Source organism: Marinobacter sp. L-46 (assembly GCF_056859535.1).
Genome location: NZ_JBSXOP010000090.1, coordinates 92,264 through 110,024 on the forward strand (window position 1 = coordinate 92,264; position 17,761 = coordinate 110,024).

The window sequence follows — 17,761 nt, forward strand, 5'->3', positions numbered from 1 at the left end:
CAGTCTGACTGAATCAACAGAGCGGGCTTGGCGCCCGCTCTGCTCTCTACCCGGCTGATCAGTCGATCAGACCAGCTTCACGGTAGTACTTGGCCGCACCCGGGTGCAGCGGTGCACTCAGGGCATCAGAGACCATTTCTTCCTTCTTCAGGTTGCCAAACGCAGGGTGCAGGCGCTTGAAGCTGTCAAAGTTCTCGAATACCGCCTTGACCACTTCGTATACCACGTCGTCCGGCACATCGGTGGAAGACACAAAGGTAGCTGCCACACCGAAAGTGGTTACGTCATCGTCGGAACCACGGTACATGCCGCCGGGGATAACCGCCTTACGGTAGTACGGGTTATCGTCGATCAGCTTCTTGGTGGTTGCGTTATCCACGTTCACCAGTACGCTGTCACAGGAAGTGGTGGCTTCCTTGATGGCACCGGAGGGGTGGCCAACGGTATAGAAGAAGGCATCGATGTTGCCATCACACAGGGCCTGGGACTGCTCTGCCGCCTTGATTTCGGCCGCCAGGGAGAACTTGTCCATCTCCCAGCCCATTTCCTTCATCAGAACTTCTGCGGTCGCGCGCTGGCCGGAACCCGGGTTACCCACGGAAACCCGCTTGCCTTCCAGGTCTTCGAAGTTCTTGATGCCGGAGCCTTTGCTGGCAACAACGGTGAACGGCTCCGGGTGTATGGAGAATACCGCGCGCAGCTTTTCATTCTTGCCTGCGTCAGTGAACTCGCTGGTGCCGTTGTAGGCATGGTACTGCCAGTCAGACTGGGCGACCGCCAGGTCCAGTTCGCCGGCACGGATGGCATTCAGGTTATAGACAGAACCACCGGTGCTCTCTACCGAGCAACGGATACCGTGTTCCTTACGATCCATGTTCACGAGACGACAGATCGCGCCACCCGCCGGGTAATAAACGCCGGTTACACCGCCAGTGCCGATGGTGACGAAGCGCTGCTCCTGGGCAGAAACTGCAGTCGATGCCGCTCCCAGAGAAACCGCTGCAGCCATGGCAAAAGCGGACGCTTTGAGCTTCAGTGTCATGTGTGTTCTTCCTTTTTCTTGGTCGTTGTAATCAATTGCCCGCCCAGAAATACGGACAAACATCCGATTCGTTTTAAAACATAGAACACTTCGGGCGATAAATAAAGAAAGGATTAGTTCGCTAACCAGCTGAGTATTCAAGAAAAAAGCCCGCTTACGCGGGCTTTCGGGGGCTTTCGCCAATCAGTAAGACTTGGCTGCGCGGGCTTTCGCCAGCATTTTGTCCGGTCTCAGCAGAAACCGGGCCAGTGCTGGCAACAGCCAGATCGCTCCCACCATGTTCCACAGGAACATGAAGAACAGCAGGAAGCCCATATCCGCCTGGAACTTGATCGGCGAGAAGATCCAGGTCACTACACCAAGGCCCAGGGTCACGCCGGTGAAGATAACGGCCTTACCGGTCGAACGAAGGGTTTCGTAGTAAGCCTCCTGCAGCGTCTTGCCTTCCAGCAGGAACTTCTCGAGCTTGGCGTAGATGTAGATACCGTAGTCGACACCAATACCCACGCCCAGCGCGATTACCGGCAGGGTCGCTACCTTGATACCGATACCGGACACCGCCATGATCGCCTCACACAAAATGGAGGTCAGGCCCAGCGGAATTACGATACAGGCCACCGCACGAAGTGAACGGAAGGTCAGGAAGCACAGCAAGCTCACAACACCGTAAACCAGCATCAGCATCATATCCTTGGCGCTGGAAATTACCTCGTTGGTGGCCGCCTCGATACCTGCGTTACCGGCCGCCAGCAGGAAGGTGTGCTCTTCGTTGCTGTTGGTCTGGGCGAAGGCTTCAACGCGCTCGACCACGGTTTCCAGGGTTTCCGCCTTGTGATCTTCCAGGAACACCAGCACCGGAGTCAGGTCGCAACTGGTGTTGATCAGGCCGGCCGGCGCATCCCGGATAGACGCATTGATGATGGTCTGGTTGCGGGAAATCTCGAACCACTTCCAGTTACCCTCGTTCAGGGCCTTGGTCACCAGCTTGGAAACATCTGCCAGGGATGCGGAACTCTGCACGCCCGGGGTGTTCTGCAGCTGCCACTGAAGGCTGTCCATGGCGCGTAGCACGTTGTACTGGGTGCACTGCTCTTCCGGGGTTTTCACCATCACCACCAATACATCGGCACTGGTGGAGTAGTTGTTGATAATGTAGGCGTTGTCCTTGTTGTAGCGGGAATCTGCACGCAACTCCGGCGCACCCTGGTCAAGGTCACCTACTTTCAGGTCTTGCTTGTAGTACAAGCCAAGGCCCAGGCCGATCACGGCAATCAACAGGGAAATCGGTGCCACACCCGGATGGGAGAAGTAAGACATAACCCGCCACTTGCGGTCCTGCTTGTCGCCGTGGTTCTGCACATGACGCACACCACCCTTGGAAATGCCGATGTAAGACATGATCAGTACATGCAGCACCAGGTTGGTGATGATTACAAAGGCCACACCCAGGCCGGCGGCAACGGCGAGGTCACGGATAACGTCGATTTCGATGAACACCAGGGTCAGGAAGCCCATGGCGTCGGAAATCAGCGCCAGCATGCCCGGGATATACAGGGCACGGAATGCCAGGCGGGCTGCAGTTACAGCATCAAAGCCCTTGGCCGCTTCCACAGCCATGGCGTTAACAATCTGTACGCCGTGGCTGATACCGATCGCAAACACCAGGAACGGCACCAGCACCGAGTACGGGTCCAGGCCATAGCCCAGAAGCCGGAGGGTACCCAGCTGCCAGAACACAGCGATGATGGAGGTCAGCACCGGGATCAGCGTGCCGGCGATGCAACGGGAATACCAGAACAGCAGCAACGTAGTCAGCAGGATGGTGATGCCGGCAAACCAGGCAATGGAGCCGATACCTTCAATCAGGTCGCCCACTTTCTTGGCAAAGCCAACGATGTGGATGCTGATTTCCGGGTTCTGCTCCTGGTATTTGCTGCGAATCTTCTCTTCCAGCTCCTTGGAGAACGCGGCGTAATCCAGCGGCTCGCCGGTTTCCGGGTTGGTCTCGTACAGCGGCGCGTACACAATCGTGGAACGGAAGTTGTCTGAAATCAGGCGGCCTACTTCGTTCGAACGCAGTACGTTCTGGCGCAACTGCTCAAGACTCTCGCGAGTGCCGTCGTAGGTGTCCGGAATCACGGTACCACCCTGGAAGCCCTGCTCGGTCACTTCCACCCAACGCACGTTGGAGGTCCAGAGAGACTTCAGGCCGGAACGGTCAACACCGTTCAGGTAGAACATCTCGTCGGTAATCTGCTTCAGGGTTTCCATGTATTCGGCGGTAAAGATATCGCCGTCTTCCACCGCAACCGCAATACGCACGAAGTTACCCAGGTTTTCCAGGTCGTCCCGGTGCTCGAGCATATTCACAATGTACGGATGCTCGAGCGGAATCATCCGCTCGAAGCTGGCGTCTGGCTGGATCTTCACGGCGTTGTAGCCGAGGAACAGCGTCAGCACAAAGAACGCGATAAGAATCAGCGCCCGGTTATTAAAAATCAAACGCTCAAGGAACGGCTCCGCCTTGGGCGTTGTCAGGTAATGTTCACCCCTGTCATGCATCGGGTCAGACATTAAAAAACCCCTCTATCCATTAAATCCGTTGATGCCACACCAGGGCGTTATTACAGGTCCCGGCCGCGGGAATCGGTGATCATTACACCGCCCTCGCCTACCAGAAGAAGATTGGTTCCGCTCAGTGGAACCACACCCATGACACCCTCCCGGTCGTTCCGGAAGTGCGCGCGGAAACTTTCACCACCGTTGCTGCTCATCAGCACCGCGCCGCTGTTACCCACCAGGGTGATCCGGCCATCGTCTGCAACCGAACCGTTGTTCAGGGTGGTGCCGCCTTCGTTAGCAACCATGGTCCAGCTGCGGCCGAGATCCGTCGATAACATGGTGTTGCCGCGAAGACCGAAGGCCAGCACTTCATTCACCTTGCCGGTACCCATCACGCCAAACAGTGAGCCATCGTAGGGGCTCTCGCGCCGCTCCCAGGTGTCACCGTTATCGACGGATACATGCACCTGGCCGGCTTCGCCCACGATCACCAGCGCACCACCGGTTACCCGGGCTACGCTGTTCAAATGGAAGTTCTGCGGGTTGCTAAGCTGCGGGCCCCAGTCTTCCCAGGTTTCACCGCCATCCTGCGTGCGCAGGACCATGCCGTAGGCACCCACCACGAAACCGTGCTGGTCGTTTTCAAACCACACATCCAGTAACGGGTTAACCGGGCCGATTTCCATGTCTGCCTGCACGTTCTCCAGGGCAAAGAACAGGTCATCCAGCGCCCATTCCAGGTCGCCCTTTTCGGCTTCCGGAGCCTGTTCGATACGCTCTTCCATCGCAGCAATCTGCTCTTCCCGGCTTTCGATCACCAGCTCAGCCGCCTGCAGGCCATCGAACTGCAGCTGCCAGGTAGCCCCGGCATCCCCGGAATGCAGCACCACACCACTGTGGCCAACAACCCAGCCGCTGCTGTCGCTGCCAAAATCCACGGCGTTCAGTGTCACCGATACAGGCACCTCGGCCTGGGTCCAGGTTTGCCCTTCATCATCGGAGTAAATCACATGCCCGCGCTCGCCAACGGCAACAATGCGGTCACCCGCACGGGTGGCATCGTTGAGCAGGGATTCCGGAGCCAGGTCCGACATTAAAGCCGGGGTCTCGATGATATCTGTCAGCGCAAACGCCGCAGGTGCTGCCAATGCCATGGACAGACCAAGACAGGCAGAACCCAGTGTCTCGCACATGAACCTATTAGCCATTCAGATTGCCTTTACGTTGGTTAGATCAGAAAGCTGCCGGCGCGGGCCTGAGCCCGCGCCAAAACTCAGCGTACACTTCGTCTGCGCAGGGAAGCCGGCGAGAAGTAACGCTTGCTGGGCACGTCGTCAGTGAACACTCGGGTGTTGGGTTCTTCGGTATCCAGGCCCAGAACATGGTAACGACGGGCCTGCAGGTCGTGGTACACGTCCAGTGCTGTCCACACACCCGGCATGTCGTAGTAGTTCTTGGCGATACCCATGGTTACGCGCCAGAGCTCACCACGGCCGTCGTACTGGTCGAGCAGCAGAGTGTTCCAGCTGTCGGCATCGACATAGAAACGACGCTTCGCGTAGATGTGGCGCTCACCATCCTTGAGGGTGGCTTCAACCACGTGCACCCGGTGCAATTCCCAGCGGGTAAGGTCAGGATTCAGGTGGGAAATACCCAGAATCTCGGAATACGGAGTGCCCTTTTCGCCAATCTTGTAGTTGTTGTAGGGCACGTAGATTTCCCGCATCCCTTCGTAATTCCAGTTATAGCGATCCATGGCACCGTTGAAAATATCGGTGTCGTCGGCCGTCCGAAGGTTATCGGCCGCCGCGATCGGGGAGTCGTAACCCAGGTTGGGTGCCCGGCGCACACGGCGCTGCCCGGCGTTATAACCCCAGCCATTACGGGGGCTGACGATCTGGTTCAGGGTTTCATGAACCAGGATCGCACCACCGGCAAGGCGGGGCGGAGACTGGGTGAAAGACAGGTAGTAGAAAATGATGTTATCGAGATCTTTTTCACTGCCTTCAGGGCTGTAGAAGTTGAAAAAGGCTTCCTGCTGGGACGTCACCAGGCCGTAATCCCCGTTGGGCTGCACGGCCACTTCACTGGAACGACGGGTAAGGGATATACCGCGCCAGCGGGTCAGGTGGTTCCAGATCACCTGCCAGGCTTTTTCTTCGTTATTGCCATGCAGGATCGGGAAAGGATAGCCACCGAAGGCGCCTTCCAGGCCCTCGGATTCACCCACAATTTCCGCATTCACCGCGTTCTTGCGGGTGTTCTCGGCAACCCAGTCAGGAACCGCATGGGTACGGCGGGACTGGTAAACCGGAATCTGGAAGGTCGTCGGGTAGGTTTCAAACATGGCCTTCTGGCCATCGGTCAGGTGCTCGCTGTACTGGTCCATGTTGGACGCATTGATGGTGAACAGCACCTGGTCGTTCGGAAACGGGTTGATATGGTGTTGGCCACTGCCCTGATAGCCAGCCGGGGGCTCTGTCAGGCCGCCGCCCCACGCCGGGATGGTGCCATCGGCGTTTCCGGCCTTGACCGAACCGAAAGGGGTTAAATCATTACCCAGCCGCGCTGCCTCTGAAGCAGACACAGCTGCGTAAACGGGGGATGCGGCGAAGGAAGCTGCCAGCAGCCCACCCAAAAGAACGTTTTTGTTGTATCTCATTGTGCAACCTTTCCGTCTGGAAGCCTCTGTCGGGCTTTATTGTTATGGTCTGATGCAATCGCAGACTTTCCAACAGATTAGCCGATTGAGCAACATTGTCTATCGACCGAAAGTGCGATTTTGTATCAGGCTGTGACGACGGTTGAAAAAACACAAAACGATACACAGCCAGCGCGGGCCCGTGCGCCTGGCTCGGGCCCCGCCAGCAGGTCAGCCTGCCAGGCTCTTATGCACAACTTCGTACAGGTCACGGGACAGGTTATCTTTGTCCCGGATGCCTTCCAGTGCCGCTTTCATCTGGCTGGAGTAGGCAGGTGCGAACTTCCGCCAGCGCGTTAACGGCGTTACCAGGCGGGAGGCAATCTGCGGGTTGCTGTCATCCAGGCGGCAAACCTGCCCAGCCAGGAACTGATAGCCACTGCCATCGGGGTTATGGAAGGCCGCCAGGTTCTGGCCGGCAAACACACCCACTACCGAGCGCACCTTGTTCGGGTTTTTCCAGTCAAAGGCCGGATGCTCCAGCAACTTCAGGATGTGCGGCAACTGGCCGGCCTGGCCGCTGGACGCCTGTACCGAGAACCAGAGCTCCACCACCTGCGGATCATCGCTGAAGCGCTGGTAGAAGCTCTCGAGGGCCTGTTCACGATCTGCTGCAAAGCCGGAATTGACCAGCGCCCGCAAGGCACCCAGGCGGTCCGTCATGTTGTCTGCACTGCGGAACTGCTCTAACGCCAGCTCCCGGGCCCGCTCATCGTCAATACTCATCAACCAGCCCAGCGCGGTATTACACAGGCTGCGACGGGCAATGGCATCCGGGCCCAGCTGGTAATCGCCCTGCTGCCGGTTGCGCTGGTAACAAGCCAGCAGGTCGTCTTTCAGCTCTTGCGCCAGGTGCTTCAACACCCGCTCCCGGGCCGCATGGATAGCCGGCACATCGGCCTGCTCCGCCAGTTCTACCAGGTAGGCCTCCGACGGCAACAACAGCATCTTGGCCACCAGTGCCTGGTCCATAGACGCATCGTTCAGTAATTTACGGTAGGCAGCCGCCAGCCGCGGCTCAACTTCAGCCTTCTCCGGCGCACCCACCAGAGACTGGATAACATCCACGGCCAGGCGCTGGCCCGCATCCCAGCGATTAAAGCCGTCCGGATCGTGGCTCATCAGGAACAACAGCTGTTCCCGGCTCCACGGATACTGCACCCGCACCGGCGCCGAGAAATCCCGCAACAGTGACGGCACTGGCCGTTCGGCCAGGCCGTGAAATTCGAAACGGTGCTCGCCCTCAGTCAGCTCCAGCACCCGCTCCAGCGGGCCGCCCTGTTCGCCGGCGCTGGTATTCAGCGACAACGGCTGGCCTTCGCTGTCGAGCAGGCCCATGGCGAACGGAATGTGCTGAGGCTTCTTGCCGGTCTGCCCCGGCGTGTCGGGAATATTCTGGCGGATGGTCAGGCCATACACGCCCTTATCCGCATCGTAGTCGTCTTCCACGCTAACCACCGGCGTGCCTGCCTGCTCGTACCACAACCGGAACTGGCTCAGGTCACGGCCGGAGGCATCTTCCATAGCCTTGACGAAATCGTCTGTGGTCACCGCCTGGCCATCGTAGCGCTCGAAGTACAGATCACTGCCCTTGCGGAACATTTCATCGCCCAGCAGGTTGTGAATCATCCGCACCACTTCCGCGCCTTTCTCGTAGATGGTCAGGGTGTAGAAGTTGGAGATTTCCATGTAAGACGCGGGCCGCACCGGATGGGCCATGGGGCCCGCATCTTCCGCAAACTGTGCGGTGCGCAACAGGGTAACGTCTTCAATGCGCTTGACCGTTGGCGATCCCATGTCGGCGGAGAACTGGGAATCCCGGAACACGGTAAAGCCTTCCTTCAGGCTCAGCTGGAACCAGTCACGACAGGTGACCCGGTTGCCGGACCAGTTGTGGAAATACTCGTGGGCGACGATGGCCTCGATGCGCTGGAAGGTGGCGTCGGTCGCCGTGTCCTGGCTGGCCAGCACGCAGGAGGAATTGAAAATATTCAGGCCCTTGTTTTCCATGGCCCCCATGTTGAAGTCATCCACCGCCACGATCATGAAGATATCCAGGTCGTATTCGCGGCCGTAGACGTCTTCATCCCAGCGCATGGAGCGCTTGAGGGCGTCCATGGCGAAATCGCACTTCTGCGCGTTGCGGGGCTCCACGTACATTCGCAGGTCAATGTTACGGCCGGAACAGGTGGTGAAGGTGTCTTTTTTCTCTACCAGGTCTCCGGCAACCAGCGCGAACAGATAAGCCGGCTTGGGGAACGGGTCTTCCCAAGTGACAAAGTGACGGCCGTTTTCGAGCTCGCCCTGCTCTACCGGGTTACCGTTAGACAACAGTACCGGGTAGGCGCCTCTATCCGCTTCAATCCGGGTGCGGAACCGGGCCATCACATCCGGGCGGTCCGGGTAGAAAGTGATGCAACGGAAGCCCTCGGCCTCGCACTGGGTGCAGAACATTCCGGAGGACTTGTACAAACCTTCCAGCCGGGTATTGTTCTGCGGCTCGATCCAGGTAACCACCTGCAATTCGAATTGCTCCGGTACCGAAGGCACGATCAGCGCATCGCCACGGTCTTCGAAATCACCGGCAGCCAGCGCTGAGCCATTCAGGGCCACCGACTCCAGCTTCAGGCTGTCGCCGTGCAGGAACAGGGGGGCACCGGCGTCTGCCGACTCAGGGTTCCGGCGCACAGACAGGGTGCTGTGCACCCGGGCGCCGTCTTCAAACAATTCGAAACGCAGATCCACGTGGTCAACCAGATACGCAGGAACCTTGTATTCACTCAGGTAAATGGTTTGTGGCTGGTTGGTTCGCATTCATACTCTCCAGACAAAAGACATGGCGGGCTCAGTCGAGAACCCGGAACCGGACTTCATAGCCGGTAAATTTGCGGATATTGATCACCCCGGTGTCCAGCATCAGGTACTGCCCTTTGATACCTTCAAGCAGCCCTTCCACTTCCGGTGTTTTATCCAGATTATGGGTTTTCACTTTCCCCGGCCATACCTGAACCGGATAACCCAGCCCAAGTGAGGCCTCGTCCACAATCCGGATGCTGTCTTCACCGTGCTCTGCGCGCAATTGCGCCAGGTCGTCTTCGATCAGCTCCAGGATTCTCTGGCGCTCCTGGGCCAGGTCCAGCTCCGGCACATCGCCCTTGAGCATGGCCCGCCAGTTGGTGCGATCGGCCACATGGCTCTTACACGCCACTTCCACCAGCCCGGAAAGGTAGCGGCTGGAAACCCGCAGCATCGGGATCGCCGTCACCGCGCCCTGATCAATCCAGCGTGTAGGCACTTGCGAGCCCCGGGTAATACCCACTTTCAGGCCACTGGAATTGGCCAGGTACACCACATGCTCCACCATGCAGTTGGCTTCGCCCCATTCCGGCTCCCGGCAGGTGCCCAGATGAAAATGGCATTTTTCCGGGCTCATGATGCAGCTGTCGCAAGCCGCCAGCTTGCGGAAGCAGGGGTAACAATAGCCCTGGTTGAAACTCTTCTTGGTGGTGCGATCACAATGGATACAGCGAATCACACCCTCGAAATCGATCCTTACCTTTCGCCCCATCAGGTCGTTCAGGGCAATGCGGGCATCACCCACCGCCAGGGTATAGGCTACCGGGTCGCCGGCTTCGGCCGGCATCTTGCGAAGACGGCCGGTTACATCAATGGAGTCGCTCAAACCTTGACCTCTACAAACTGATCCGGATCGACATCATCGTTGCCCTGGCGATCCTTGCGGAACTGCACAGACGGGTCACAGGCGGTACCCGCCTTTTCACCCCGGTCCAGGTAGCCGACACGCTGCTCTTCCGGCACCTTGTGCTTTTCTTCGTAATAGATCACCGCTTCCAGGCTGATTTCCCGCTGCTCACGGGTCAGGGCACGGCCGTCCGGCCACTTGCCCAGCTCAATGGCCTGTTTCAGATTGCGGTACACGTTCGGATCCAGCCGCTCGATCAACTCTTCGTAGGTCATTGCCCACCTCCTGAAAATTTGTTCATTGAAAAATCGGCAAATCCGTTTGACAGACGCAAATGATAACAATTATCATTACTTCACCAAATGACAGACGGTCGTATCATTTGGTCTCTCTCATCAGGAGCTAAAACGCTCTTTTTATGCCCCACCTTCCGGTGGGGCTTTTTTTTGGTTTATCGCCAGCGCTTGCCCCGCAAGGGCGACAACGCGGCCACCAGCAACCCTGCCACAAAACCGCCCAGATGGGCTTCGTTGGCCATGCGGCCAAGGCCAAGCATTTCCGGCAACGGCGTAAAGCCGATCACCATCCACACCAGCGCAAAGGTCACCAGTGCCGGCGGGAACTGGAAACGCGGGCGCCTGCGCTGGCTCATCCAGCAGTAACCCAGAATGCCGTACACCACACCGGACAAGCCGCCAAACAGCGGGCCGGACACCAGGTACTGCAGGCCATTGGACAGCAGGCTTGCCACCAGAAACAGCACCGCCAGCCGGGCACGGCCGTCTATCCACTCAATCTGGCTGCCCAGAAACCACAACATCACCGAGTTGAAGATGATGTGGGTCCAGCTGAAGTGCAGGAAATCCGGGGTAATCAGCCGCCACACCTGGCCACTGGCCAGGGACGCCGACAGCGCCTCCAGGCGGCCAGTCAGCGAGCTGAACACCTCCCAGCTGAATGGCCGGGGATCCACAAACATCAGGTTTGCCGCCAGGGCGTTCTGGCCCATGCCGGTAAACCACACCATCACCACCGCGATCACTATGGTTGCGATCACAAACGGGGCGTGGCGAGGCGCGGGCTGCCAGCGGCCGTCCGGGGTAATCGGGTAAGACCTTTCGTTATCCACCTGCTCTCCCCGTCTCAGCGTGCCACACTGTCTTCACTGGTGGGATAATCCGGCTGTTCCGGCCGGTCTACATCCACCCAGACAAACTTGTCTTTCGACAGCACGTCTTCGCCGTCCATCCGGTACGCCACCAGCTTGCCGTACTTCACCGCACTGTAATCGATACAGGCCACATTGGCCTTCAGCGGCGCCGGCTTGCCATCCATCCAGTAATGGCCCACAAACACCGGGGGCGCATCCAGCGGATAGGTGATCAGCTGCCGGTACTCGGCATCCGTCAGCTCCATACGGGCCACTTCCGGGGGCAGCGGGTCTGGCTGGAACACCACGTCGGCGTAGGTTTTCGGATCATCGGCCCAGAACTTGGTGCGGAAGAATTCCCGTACATAACCGTCCTTGCCGGTAATCGACATGCCTTCCGGCAAGCGCAGGTCGGTTCCCCGCAGCAAGGTATCCATCACCTGCCCGGCAAACGACTCGATGGCTGCAGAGGCATGCAGGAAGTCTTCATCAATGCAGGCTCCGCCCTGGTTTTGCCTGAACTTGTCGATCAGGTCCTGGTCCCAGCACGCATGCACCACCCGGAAATCCTCATCGTCGATGAACAGCGGAATGGTATAGAACCATTCCAGGAATTCATTCCACTCATGAGGATACGCATCAAACTGCTCAAGGGTTTCCTTGATCAGCCGGTCGTGCCGCGGGTTGTGCTCCCGAAGGAACTGCTTGCCACTGCCCGGGCGGGCCCGGGTGCAGTAACCCAGCGCATTGTACTCATGGTTGCCCATGACAATACGGGCAGCGCCATGCTCCACCATATCCCGCACCAGGTGCAGGGCCTCGCGGATGCGCGGGCCGCGGTCGATAATGTCACCAATAAAAATTGCCTGCCGCTTCGGGTGCCGGTAAACCCCGTTCACCTTGCGGTAGCCCATCTGATCCAGCAGCCGCTGCAGCGTATTAGCGCAACCGTGGATGTCGCCGATAATGTCGTAACCCGCCATACTCAACTCGCTGTAATTGTGCTTGCCCAGCCCAGCTTGTCACGGCAGGTGGCGTAGAAGTTGTGGTCGGTGGGGTGAATCAGCCGAACCTTGAAGGGCTTCTTGGTGATGCGAATGATGTCACCCGGCGCACAGGAAATGTTCATCTGGCCATCGAAACTGATCTGCGGATAGGTTTCGTTGGTCTCGCCGATCACCAGCTTGATCTCGCTCTTGCCATCCACCACGATCGGGCGACTGCTGAGGGTGTGGGGAAACATGGGCACCAGCACCACCGCATCCAGTTTGGGATGCATAATCGGACCGCCCGCAGACAGTGAATACGCCGTCGAACCGGTGGGCGTGGCCACAATCAGGCCGTCAGAGCGCTGGCTGTAAACGAAGTGACCGTCGATAAACAGGTCGAAGCCGATCATCCGGGTAGACTTGCCCGGGTGCAGCACCACGTCGTTCAGGGCAGAGCCATAGCCAAGAGGCTGGCCGTTGCGCTCTACGTGGCCGTCCAGAAGAAACCGGGACTCTTCGATGTAGTCACCGGCCAGCACCTGGGCCAGCCGCTCTTCAAGGTCGTTGGGGGAGATATCAGTCAGAAATCCGAGGCGCCCCCGGTTAACGCCCAGCAACGGAATCTTGGCCTTGGCCATTTCCCGGGCGGCACCCAGCAAACTGCCGTCACCACCGACCACGATTACCAGGTCACAGATTTCACCCAGGAGCTTCTTGCTGGCCACCTGCAGGCCGTGGCCCGGAATCATGGTCGCGGTGTCTTCTTCGATAATGACGTGGTAGTTGTTTGCGGTCAGGTACTGTTTCAGCTGGCGCAGCGACTCAACTACCTTGACGCTGCCCATGCGCCCGATAATCCCGATATTCCTGAACTGGTCCATGAAGTATCCCGTGGTGTCTGAATGAGACGAACAGACCCACAGTTTAACGAAACTCGGGCGGATACTGAAAAAACTTCGCGGGATCAGGCTTTATGCTGTTCGCAGCGGTCGTCTTTGCCGGCCTCGAAATCCGCCGGCTGGGACACTCTCATGATCGGTTCACCGCACGCATTGCCGTCGGTATCGGCATGGTTGCACACCGGGTTTTCATAGTGGGCCAGCCACTCCCGGTAGGCGGCCTCGTTCATGCCGCACTGGTCAGCGGCGTAGGCTTGGGGATTGGCAAAGTAGGTTTCGATATCATCATACGGCAGTGTGATGTGGCCGACACCCGGGTGATAAGCCACCAGGAACACCACCTGGTTTCGCAACTGTTCCAGCAGCGAATCTTCCGGCACCTCGCGATTTCTGAGCTCCTGGTTTTCCTGCTCCAGGGCAACCAGCCTTTCCTCCCGCAGCTCCAGCTCCCGCTCCTTGCGCTCCAGCTGCTCTCTCAGCAGGACCGTTTCGGCATCCGATTTTCCGCCCTCAACATCGGTCCCTGCTTCCGGATCGGCCGGAGCCTCTTTACCCAGCTGCTCCTGTAGCGCGAGGTATTGCTCATTACGCTCCTGCAGGCGATTCTTGAGCTGCTCCTTACTGACCCGAAGCCGTTCGTACTTCTGGTCCAGCTCGGTCATCTCCGAACGCAAAGACTGCATCTCCAGGCGATGATCACGCTGCAGGTCAGACACCGCATCCCGGTGCACGCTCTGCAGGGTTTTGATACGCAGCCGTTGCTCCCGAAGCACCTGGGCCAGGCGGGCGCGTTCGATATGGACACGCTCGTCGGTGGCGGCAGACGACGAATTTACCAGAACAGGGATATTCTCTTCTGCCGGCTCGGCCTGGCGGAAATGCAGGGTATTGGCTTCAACAGCCTTGCGAATCGAGTGGAAATGGTTGCTGCCCGGGGTCATATCCGGGTCCCAGAGTTCCTCAGCAAAAGCAGGGTCCGGACACTGGCTGCGGCAAACCAGGCGGATTGCGCCACCGCCCAGGTCTGGGCCCTTGGCACCCTTTTCCGCCAGCGCTTCGATGGGCACGTTCCAACTGCTGTCTGCGCGGCCTTCTTCGTCAAACCAGATCCGGAAGAACACCAGGGAGGCCACCGTCAGGTCAGGGTTGAGATTGACCAGCACGGCGCGCACATCGGTTTCGGCAAGGTCCGAAAGCCCAACATAGCCATCCAGAAAGGCACCAAACTCCGACCAACGCATCTGCCGGGAAACCTGGCTACCATCCATCAAGAAGACAGCTGAGTTACCCTCGGCTGCCTGGGCGGCACTGACCATCAACCTTCTCCATGCTTGTAACTTGTTATTCGAACGACAGGGCCGGCCCGAGGGTTCCCTACCCCCTTGCCGGATTTCCATAGTCTAGCCAGACCGGCCCCAAAACACAGAGAAAAACTGCAACGATTTGTGATCAGATCTCCGCTGCCAGGCGGCTGCCCTGATCAATCGCCCGCTTGGCATCCAGCTCGGCGGCAACATCGGCACCACCAATCAGGTGCACCGGCAGGCCTGCGGCTTCAAGGCCTGCCTGCAGTTCGCGCAATGGCTCCTGACCGGCACACACGATGATGGTATCCACCGGCAGCAGCTTGTCTTCGCCCTGCTCCGCGCCCTTGGGCGTAACCGTGATGTGCAGGCCTTCGTCGTCAATCTTGCGGTAAGACACACCCGGAACCATCTGCACATTGCGGTTCTTCAGAGATGTACGGTGAATCCAGCCGGTGGTCTTGCCCAGGTTCTTGCCGACCTTGGAAGCCTTGCGCTGCAGCAGGAACACCTCACGGGCCGGGGCCGGTACTTCCGGCTGTACGCCCTGAATACCACCACGATGCGCCACGGTCAGGTCGACACCCCACTCTTTCATAAAGTGTTCGGTGTTCAGGGACGGCGATTCACCCTGATGCACGATGAATTCGGACACATCAAAGCCGATACCGCCAGCACCGATTACCGCGACACGCTGGCCCACCGGCTTGCGACCCATCAGGGCATCCAGGTAGCCGATCACCTTCGGATGGTCGATACCTTCGATATCCGGGGTGCGGGGCTCGACACCGGTGGCCATAACCACTTCATCGAAGCCACCGGCTTTCAGGTCGTCTGCACTGACCCGGGTGTTCAGGCGGACATCCACGCCGTGCTTGTCGAGCATCACACGGAAATAACGCAGGGTTTCGTAGAACTCTTCCTTACCCGGAATCCGCTTGGCCACGTTGAACTGGCCGCCGATCTCGCTGCCGTCATCAAACACCGTCACCTTGTGGCCACGCTCTGCGGCTACGCTGGCAAAGGCGAGGCCTGCCGGGCCGGCACCCACCACCGCGATGGATTTGGGCTGAGCCGTTTTCACATAGGTCAGCAGGGTTTCGTTACAGGCGCGCGGGTTCACCAGGCAGGTGGTGAGCTTGCCGCTGAAGGTATGGTCCAGGCAGGCCTGGTTACAGCCGATGCAGGTGTTGATTTCCTCGGCACGGTCTTCGGCTGCTTTCAGTACCAGCTCGGCATCGGCCAGGAACGGCCGGGCCATGGAGACCATATCGGCATCGCCTTCGGCCAGGATCTTCTCGGCCACATCCGGCATATTGATCCGGTTGGTAGTCACCAGCGGAATGCTTACCTCGCCTTTCAGGTGGGCGGTTACCTTGGTAAAGGCACCGCGGGGTACCGAGGTGGCAATGGTCGGCACGCGGGCTTCGTGCCAGCCGATACCGGTGTTAATGATACTGGCGCCGGCTTTTTCGATTTCCTTGGCCAGCTGCACCACTTCTTCCCAGGTGCTGCCGTCTTCGATCAGGTCCAGCATGGACAGGCGGTACACAATAATAAAGTTCTCGCCCACCCGCTCACGCACACGGCGCACGATTTCAATCGGCAGGCGAATGCGGTTTTCATAGCTGCCACCCCACTGGTCGGTGCGGTGGTTGGTGTGATTGACGATGAACTGGTTAATGAAATAACCCTCGGAGCCCATAATCTCGACGCCGTCGTAGCCGGCGCGCTGGGCCAGGGCGGCACAGTTCACGTAGTCGTCAATCTGTTTCTGGATACCCGCTTCATCAAGTTCTTTGGGCTTGAACGGGTTGATGGGTGCCTGGATAGCAGAGGGCGCTACCAGCTCCGGAGAATAGGCATAACGGCCAGCATGCAGGATCTGCATACAGATCTTGCCATCGGCCTCGTGCACGGCCTGGGTGATCACCTTGTGCTTGTCGGACTCTTCCTCGGTGCTCATCTTGGCCGCGTGCTGGAACACCGCGCCCTCGCTGTTGGGGCCAATGCCGCCGGTCACAATCAGGCCGACGCCGCCACGGGCACGCTCGGCATAGAATGCCGCCAGCCGGTCGAAACCACCCTTCACTTCCTCAAGGCCCGTGTGCATGGAGCCCATCAGGGTGCGGTTGCGAAGCTTGGTAAAGCCCAGGTCCAGGGGCTCAAGCAGGTGCGGGTACTTGCTGGTGCCAGGTGTTGCGGTCATTGCGGTGCTCCTCATCGGATTATCAGGCGGGATGTCGAGGCTCCCGTTGTTATGGGCCTACACTACCCAGCACCGAAGGCGCCAACAATATCCAAACCAAACATTTTATTATCTTTAAATAACAGCAATAATACCGGCATGCCTGAAAATACACCCCCTAAGCAGAACGCCCTCGGCGATATCAGCCTGCTGTATGCGGCAGTACTGCTGCGCGCAACCGAGGCTGAAGGCGGCAATATCGACAAACTGAAAGCCAGGTTCCGGCTGGATGATGCCGCTCTGGCCTCGGCTGACGCCCGCATCAGCATCCCCCGCTTTATGCGCCTTGGCCATGCTGCCATCACCGCAACCGGCAATCCCGCCCTGGGCCTGCGCATGGGCGCCCTGACTCGGCCGGTGGACGCCGGCATGGCCGGACTGGCCGCAGAAACTGCCAGCTCGGTGCGCCAGGCCTTCCGTAGCCTGATTCGCTATTCCCTGCTCACCAGCCAGAATTCCCGGGGCGAACCCTCGGTCGATGAATTGCAGCGTACCGTGCGCTTCTACTCGATCCAGCCCTACAACCCGTACAACTACTTTGTGGTGGATTCCATACTGGCCGCCTGGACCCAACTGGCCCGGCATATCACCGGCCGCTACGACGTGCTGGAAAAGGTATGGATAGAGTATCCATCCATTGGCCTGGACGACGTGTTCGAAAGCTGGTTTCGCTGCCCGGTAGAGTTCGGCGCCCGGGAAAACGCCATCCGCTTCAAGGAAAGCGTGTGGCGACAAAGCCCGTCCCAGGCCCATGAGGGCATGTACGAGAAGCTGTCAGGAGTCTGTGAACGGGAGCTGCGGCAAATCCGCAAAGGCTGGAGCGTGGCCGACCGGGTGCGCCATCTGTTAACCCCCCTGCTGCGGGGTGAAACACCTACGCTGGAAACACTGGCGGCCCGGCTGGGCACCACGGCCTGGACCCTGCAACGGCAACTGAGCGCCGAGGGTACCGGGTTCCGGCAACTGCTGGACGACACCCGCAAACAACTGGCAGAGGATTACCTGAAGGAAACCGATACATCACTGGCGGAAATTGCCTGGCTGCTGGGCTTTGCCAACCCGCCGGCCTTTCACAAGGCATACCAGCGCTGGCACGGAACAAGCCCGGGCGAACGGCGAAAACAAATCAGGTCAGATAGCTGAGAAAAAGCTGGAAATAAAAA

Annotated in this window: 13 protein-coding genes; 1 reads left to right on the top strand and 12 read right to left on the bottom strand. The window is 58.8% G+C overall.

Features of this window, described 5'->3' with window-relative positions:
* Nucleotides 1-58: 58 nt before the first annotated feature.
* From AC13DJ_RS16760 to AC13DJ_RS16815, 12 genes are all read right to left on the bottom strand, one after another.
* A complete protein-coding gene (locus AC13DJ_RS16760) occupies nucleotides 59-1,042 on the bottom strand; it encodes a TAXI family TRAP transporter solute-binding subunit (protein ID WP_482933839.1) in 984 nt (327 codons plus the stop codon).
* A 183-nt stretch (nucleotides 1,043-1,225) separates the two neighbouring features.
* Entirely contained in the window at nucleotides 1,226-3,616 is a 2,391-nt protein-coding gene (locus tag AC13DJ_RS16765; RefSeq protein ID WP_474540312.1) for an efflux RND transporter permease subunit, read from the bottom strand.
* A gap of 50 nt (nucleotides 3,617-3,666) precedes the next feature.
* On the bottom strand, nucleotides 3,667-4,812 hold the full coding sequence (locus tag AC13DJ_RS16770) for a WD40/YVTN/BNR-like repeat-containing protein (RefSeq protein ID WP_474540313.1): 1,146 nt from the start codon (nucleotides 4,810-4,812) through the stop codon (nucleotides 3,667-3,669).
* A 65-nt stretch (nucleotides 4,813-4,877) separates the two neighbouring features.
* Nucleotides 4,878-6,266: a DUF1329 domain-containing protein gene (locus AC13DJ_RS16775; RefSeq protein ID WP_482933840.1), complete on the bottom strand. Its 1,389-nt coding sequence runs from the start codon at nucleotides 6,264-6,266 to the stop codon at nucleotides 4,878-4,880.
* A 210-nt stretch (nucleotides 6,267-6,476) separates the two neighbouring features.
* A complete protein-coding gene (gene pepN, locus AC13DJ_RS16780; RefSeq protein ID WP_482933841.1) occupies nucleotides 6,477-9,119 on the bottom strand; it encodes an aminopeptidase N in 2,643 nt (880 codons plus the stop codon).
* A gap of 31 nt (nucleotides 9,120-9,150) precedes the next feature.
* Nucleotides 9,151-9,987, bottom strand: coding sequence for a DUF2797 domain-containing protein (locus AC13DJ_RS16785; protein ID WP_482933842.1), 837 nt, complete (start codon nucleotides 9,985-9,987; stop codon nucleotides 9,151-9,153).
* A complete protein-coding gene (locus AC13DJ_RS16790) occupies nucleotides 9,984-10,283 on the bottom strand; it encodes a YeaC family protein (RefSeq protein WP_094625324.1) in 300 nt (99 codons plus the stop codon). The genes AC13DJ_RS16785 and AC13DJ_RS16790 overlap by 4 nt, the downstream gene beginning before the upstream one ends.
* Before the next feature lie 176 nt (nucleotides 10,284-10,459).
* Entirely contained in the window at nucleotides 10,460-11,155 is a 696-nt protein-coding gene (locus AC13DJ_RS16795) for a rhomboid family intramembrane serine protease (protein WP_482933867.1), read from the bottom strand.
* Nucleotides 11,152-12,141 carry a metallophosphoesterase gene (locus AC13DJ_RS16800; protein WP_482933843.1) on the bottom strand — a complete coding sequence of 330 codons (990 nt, stop codon included), beginning with the start codon at nucleotides 12,139-12,141 and terminating at the stop codon, nucleotides 11,152-11,154. Before AC13DJ_RS16800 ends, AC13DJ_RS16795 begins: the two co-directional genes overlap by 4 nt.
* A 2-nt stretch (nucleotides 12,142-12,143) precedes the next feature.
* Complete coding sequence (locus AC13DJ_RS16805; protein WP_022989386.1) at nucleotides 12,144-13,028, bottom strand: NAD(+) kinase; 885 nt, start codon at nucleotides 13,026-13,028, stop codon at nucleotides 12,144-12,146.
* 83 nt (nucleotides 13,029-13,111) lie between these two features.
* The gene (locus AC13DJ_RS16810; protein ID WP_482933844.1) at nucleotides 13,112-14,362 is read right to left on the bottom strand and encodes a DNA repair protein; all 1,251 of its coding nucleotides are present in this window, start codon (nucleotides 14,360-14,362) and stop codon (nucleotides 13,112-13,114) included.
* A gap of 133 nt (nucleotides 14,363-14,495) precedes the next feature.
* Complete coding sequence (locus AC13DJ_RS16815) at nucleotides 14,496-16,559, bottom strand: oxidoreductase (RefSeq protein ID WP_474540319.1); 2,064 nt, start codon at nucleotides 16,557-16,559, stop codon at nucleotides 14,496-14,498.
* 138 nt (nucleotides 16,560-16,697) lie between these two features.
* Between AC13DJ_RS16815 and AC13DJ_RS16820 the strand changes: the two genes are divergently transcribed.
* The gene (locus AC13DJ_RS16820) at nucleotides 16,698-17,741 is read left to right on the top strand and encodes an AraC family transcriptional regulator (protein WP_474540320.1); all 1,044 of its coding nucleotides are present in this window, start codon (nucleotides 16,698-16,700) and stop codon (nucleotides 17,739-17,741) included.
* The last annotated feature ends 20 nt before the right edge of the window (nucleotides 17,742-17,761 follow it).

Coding starts and splice junctions, on each gene's coding strand:
- AC13DJ_RS16760 (WP_482933839.1), bottom strand. CDS start 1,042: ATGACACTGAAGCTCAAAGCGTCCGCTTTTGCCATGGCTGCAGCGGTT.
- AC13DJ_RS16765 (WP_474540312.1), bottom strand. CDS start 3,616: ATGTCTGACCCGATGCATGACAGGGGTGAACATTACCTGACAACGCCC.
- AC13DJ_RS16770 (WP_474540313.1), bottom strand. CDS start 4,812: ATGGCTAATAGGTTCATGTGCGAGACACTGGGTTCTGCCTGTCTTGGT.
- AC13DJ_RS16775 (WP_482933840.1), bottom strand. CDS start 6,266: ATGAGATACAACAAAAACGTTCTTTTGGGTGGGCTGCTGGCAGCTTCC.
- pepN (WP_482933841.1), bottom strand. CDS start 9,119: ATGCGAACCAACCAGCCACAAACCATTTACCTGAGTGAATACAAGGTT.
- AC13DJ_RS16790 (WP_094625324.1), bottom strand. CDS start 10,283: ATGACCTACGAAGAGTTGATCGAGCGGCTGGATCCGAACGTGTACCGC.
- AC13DJ_RS16800 (WP_482933843.1), bottom strand. CDS start 12,141: ATGGCGGGTTACGACATTATCGGCGACATCCACGGTTGCGCTAATACG.
- AC13DJ_RS16805 (WP_022989386.1), bottom strand. CDS start 13,028: ATGGACCAGTTCAGGAATATCGGGATTATCGGGCGCATGGGCAGCGTC.
- AC13DJ_RS16810 (WP_482933844.1), bottom strand. CDS start 14,362: ATGGTCAGTGCCGCCCAGGCAGCCGAGGGTAACTCAGCTGTCTTCTTG.
- AC13DJ_RS16815 (WP_474540319.1), bottom strand. CDS start 16,559: ATGACCGCAACACCTGGCACCAGCAAGTACCCGCACCTGCTTGAGCCC.
- AC13DJ_RS16820 (WP_474540320.1), top strand. CDS start 16,698: ATGCCTGAAAATACACCCCCTAAGCAGAACGCCCTCGGCGATATCAGC.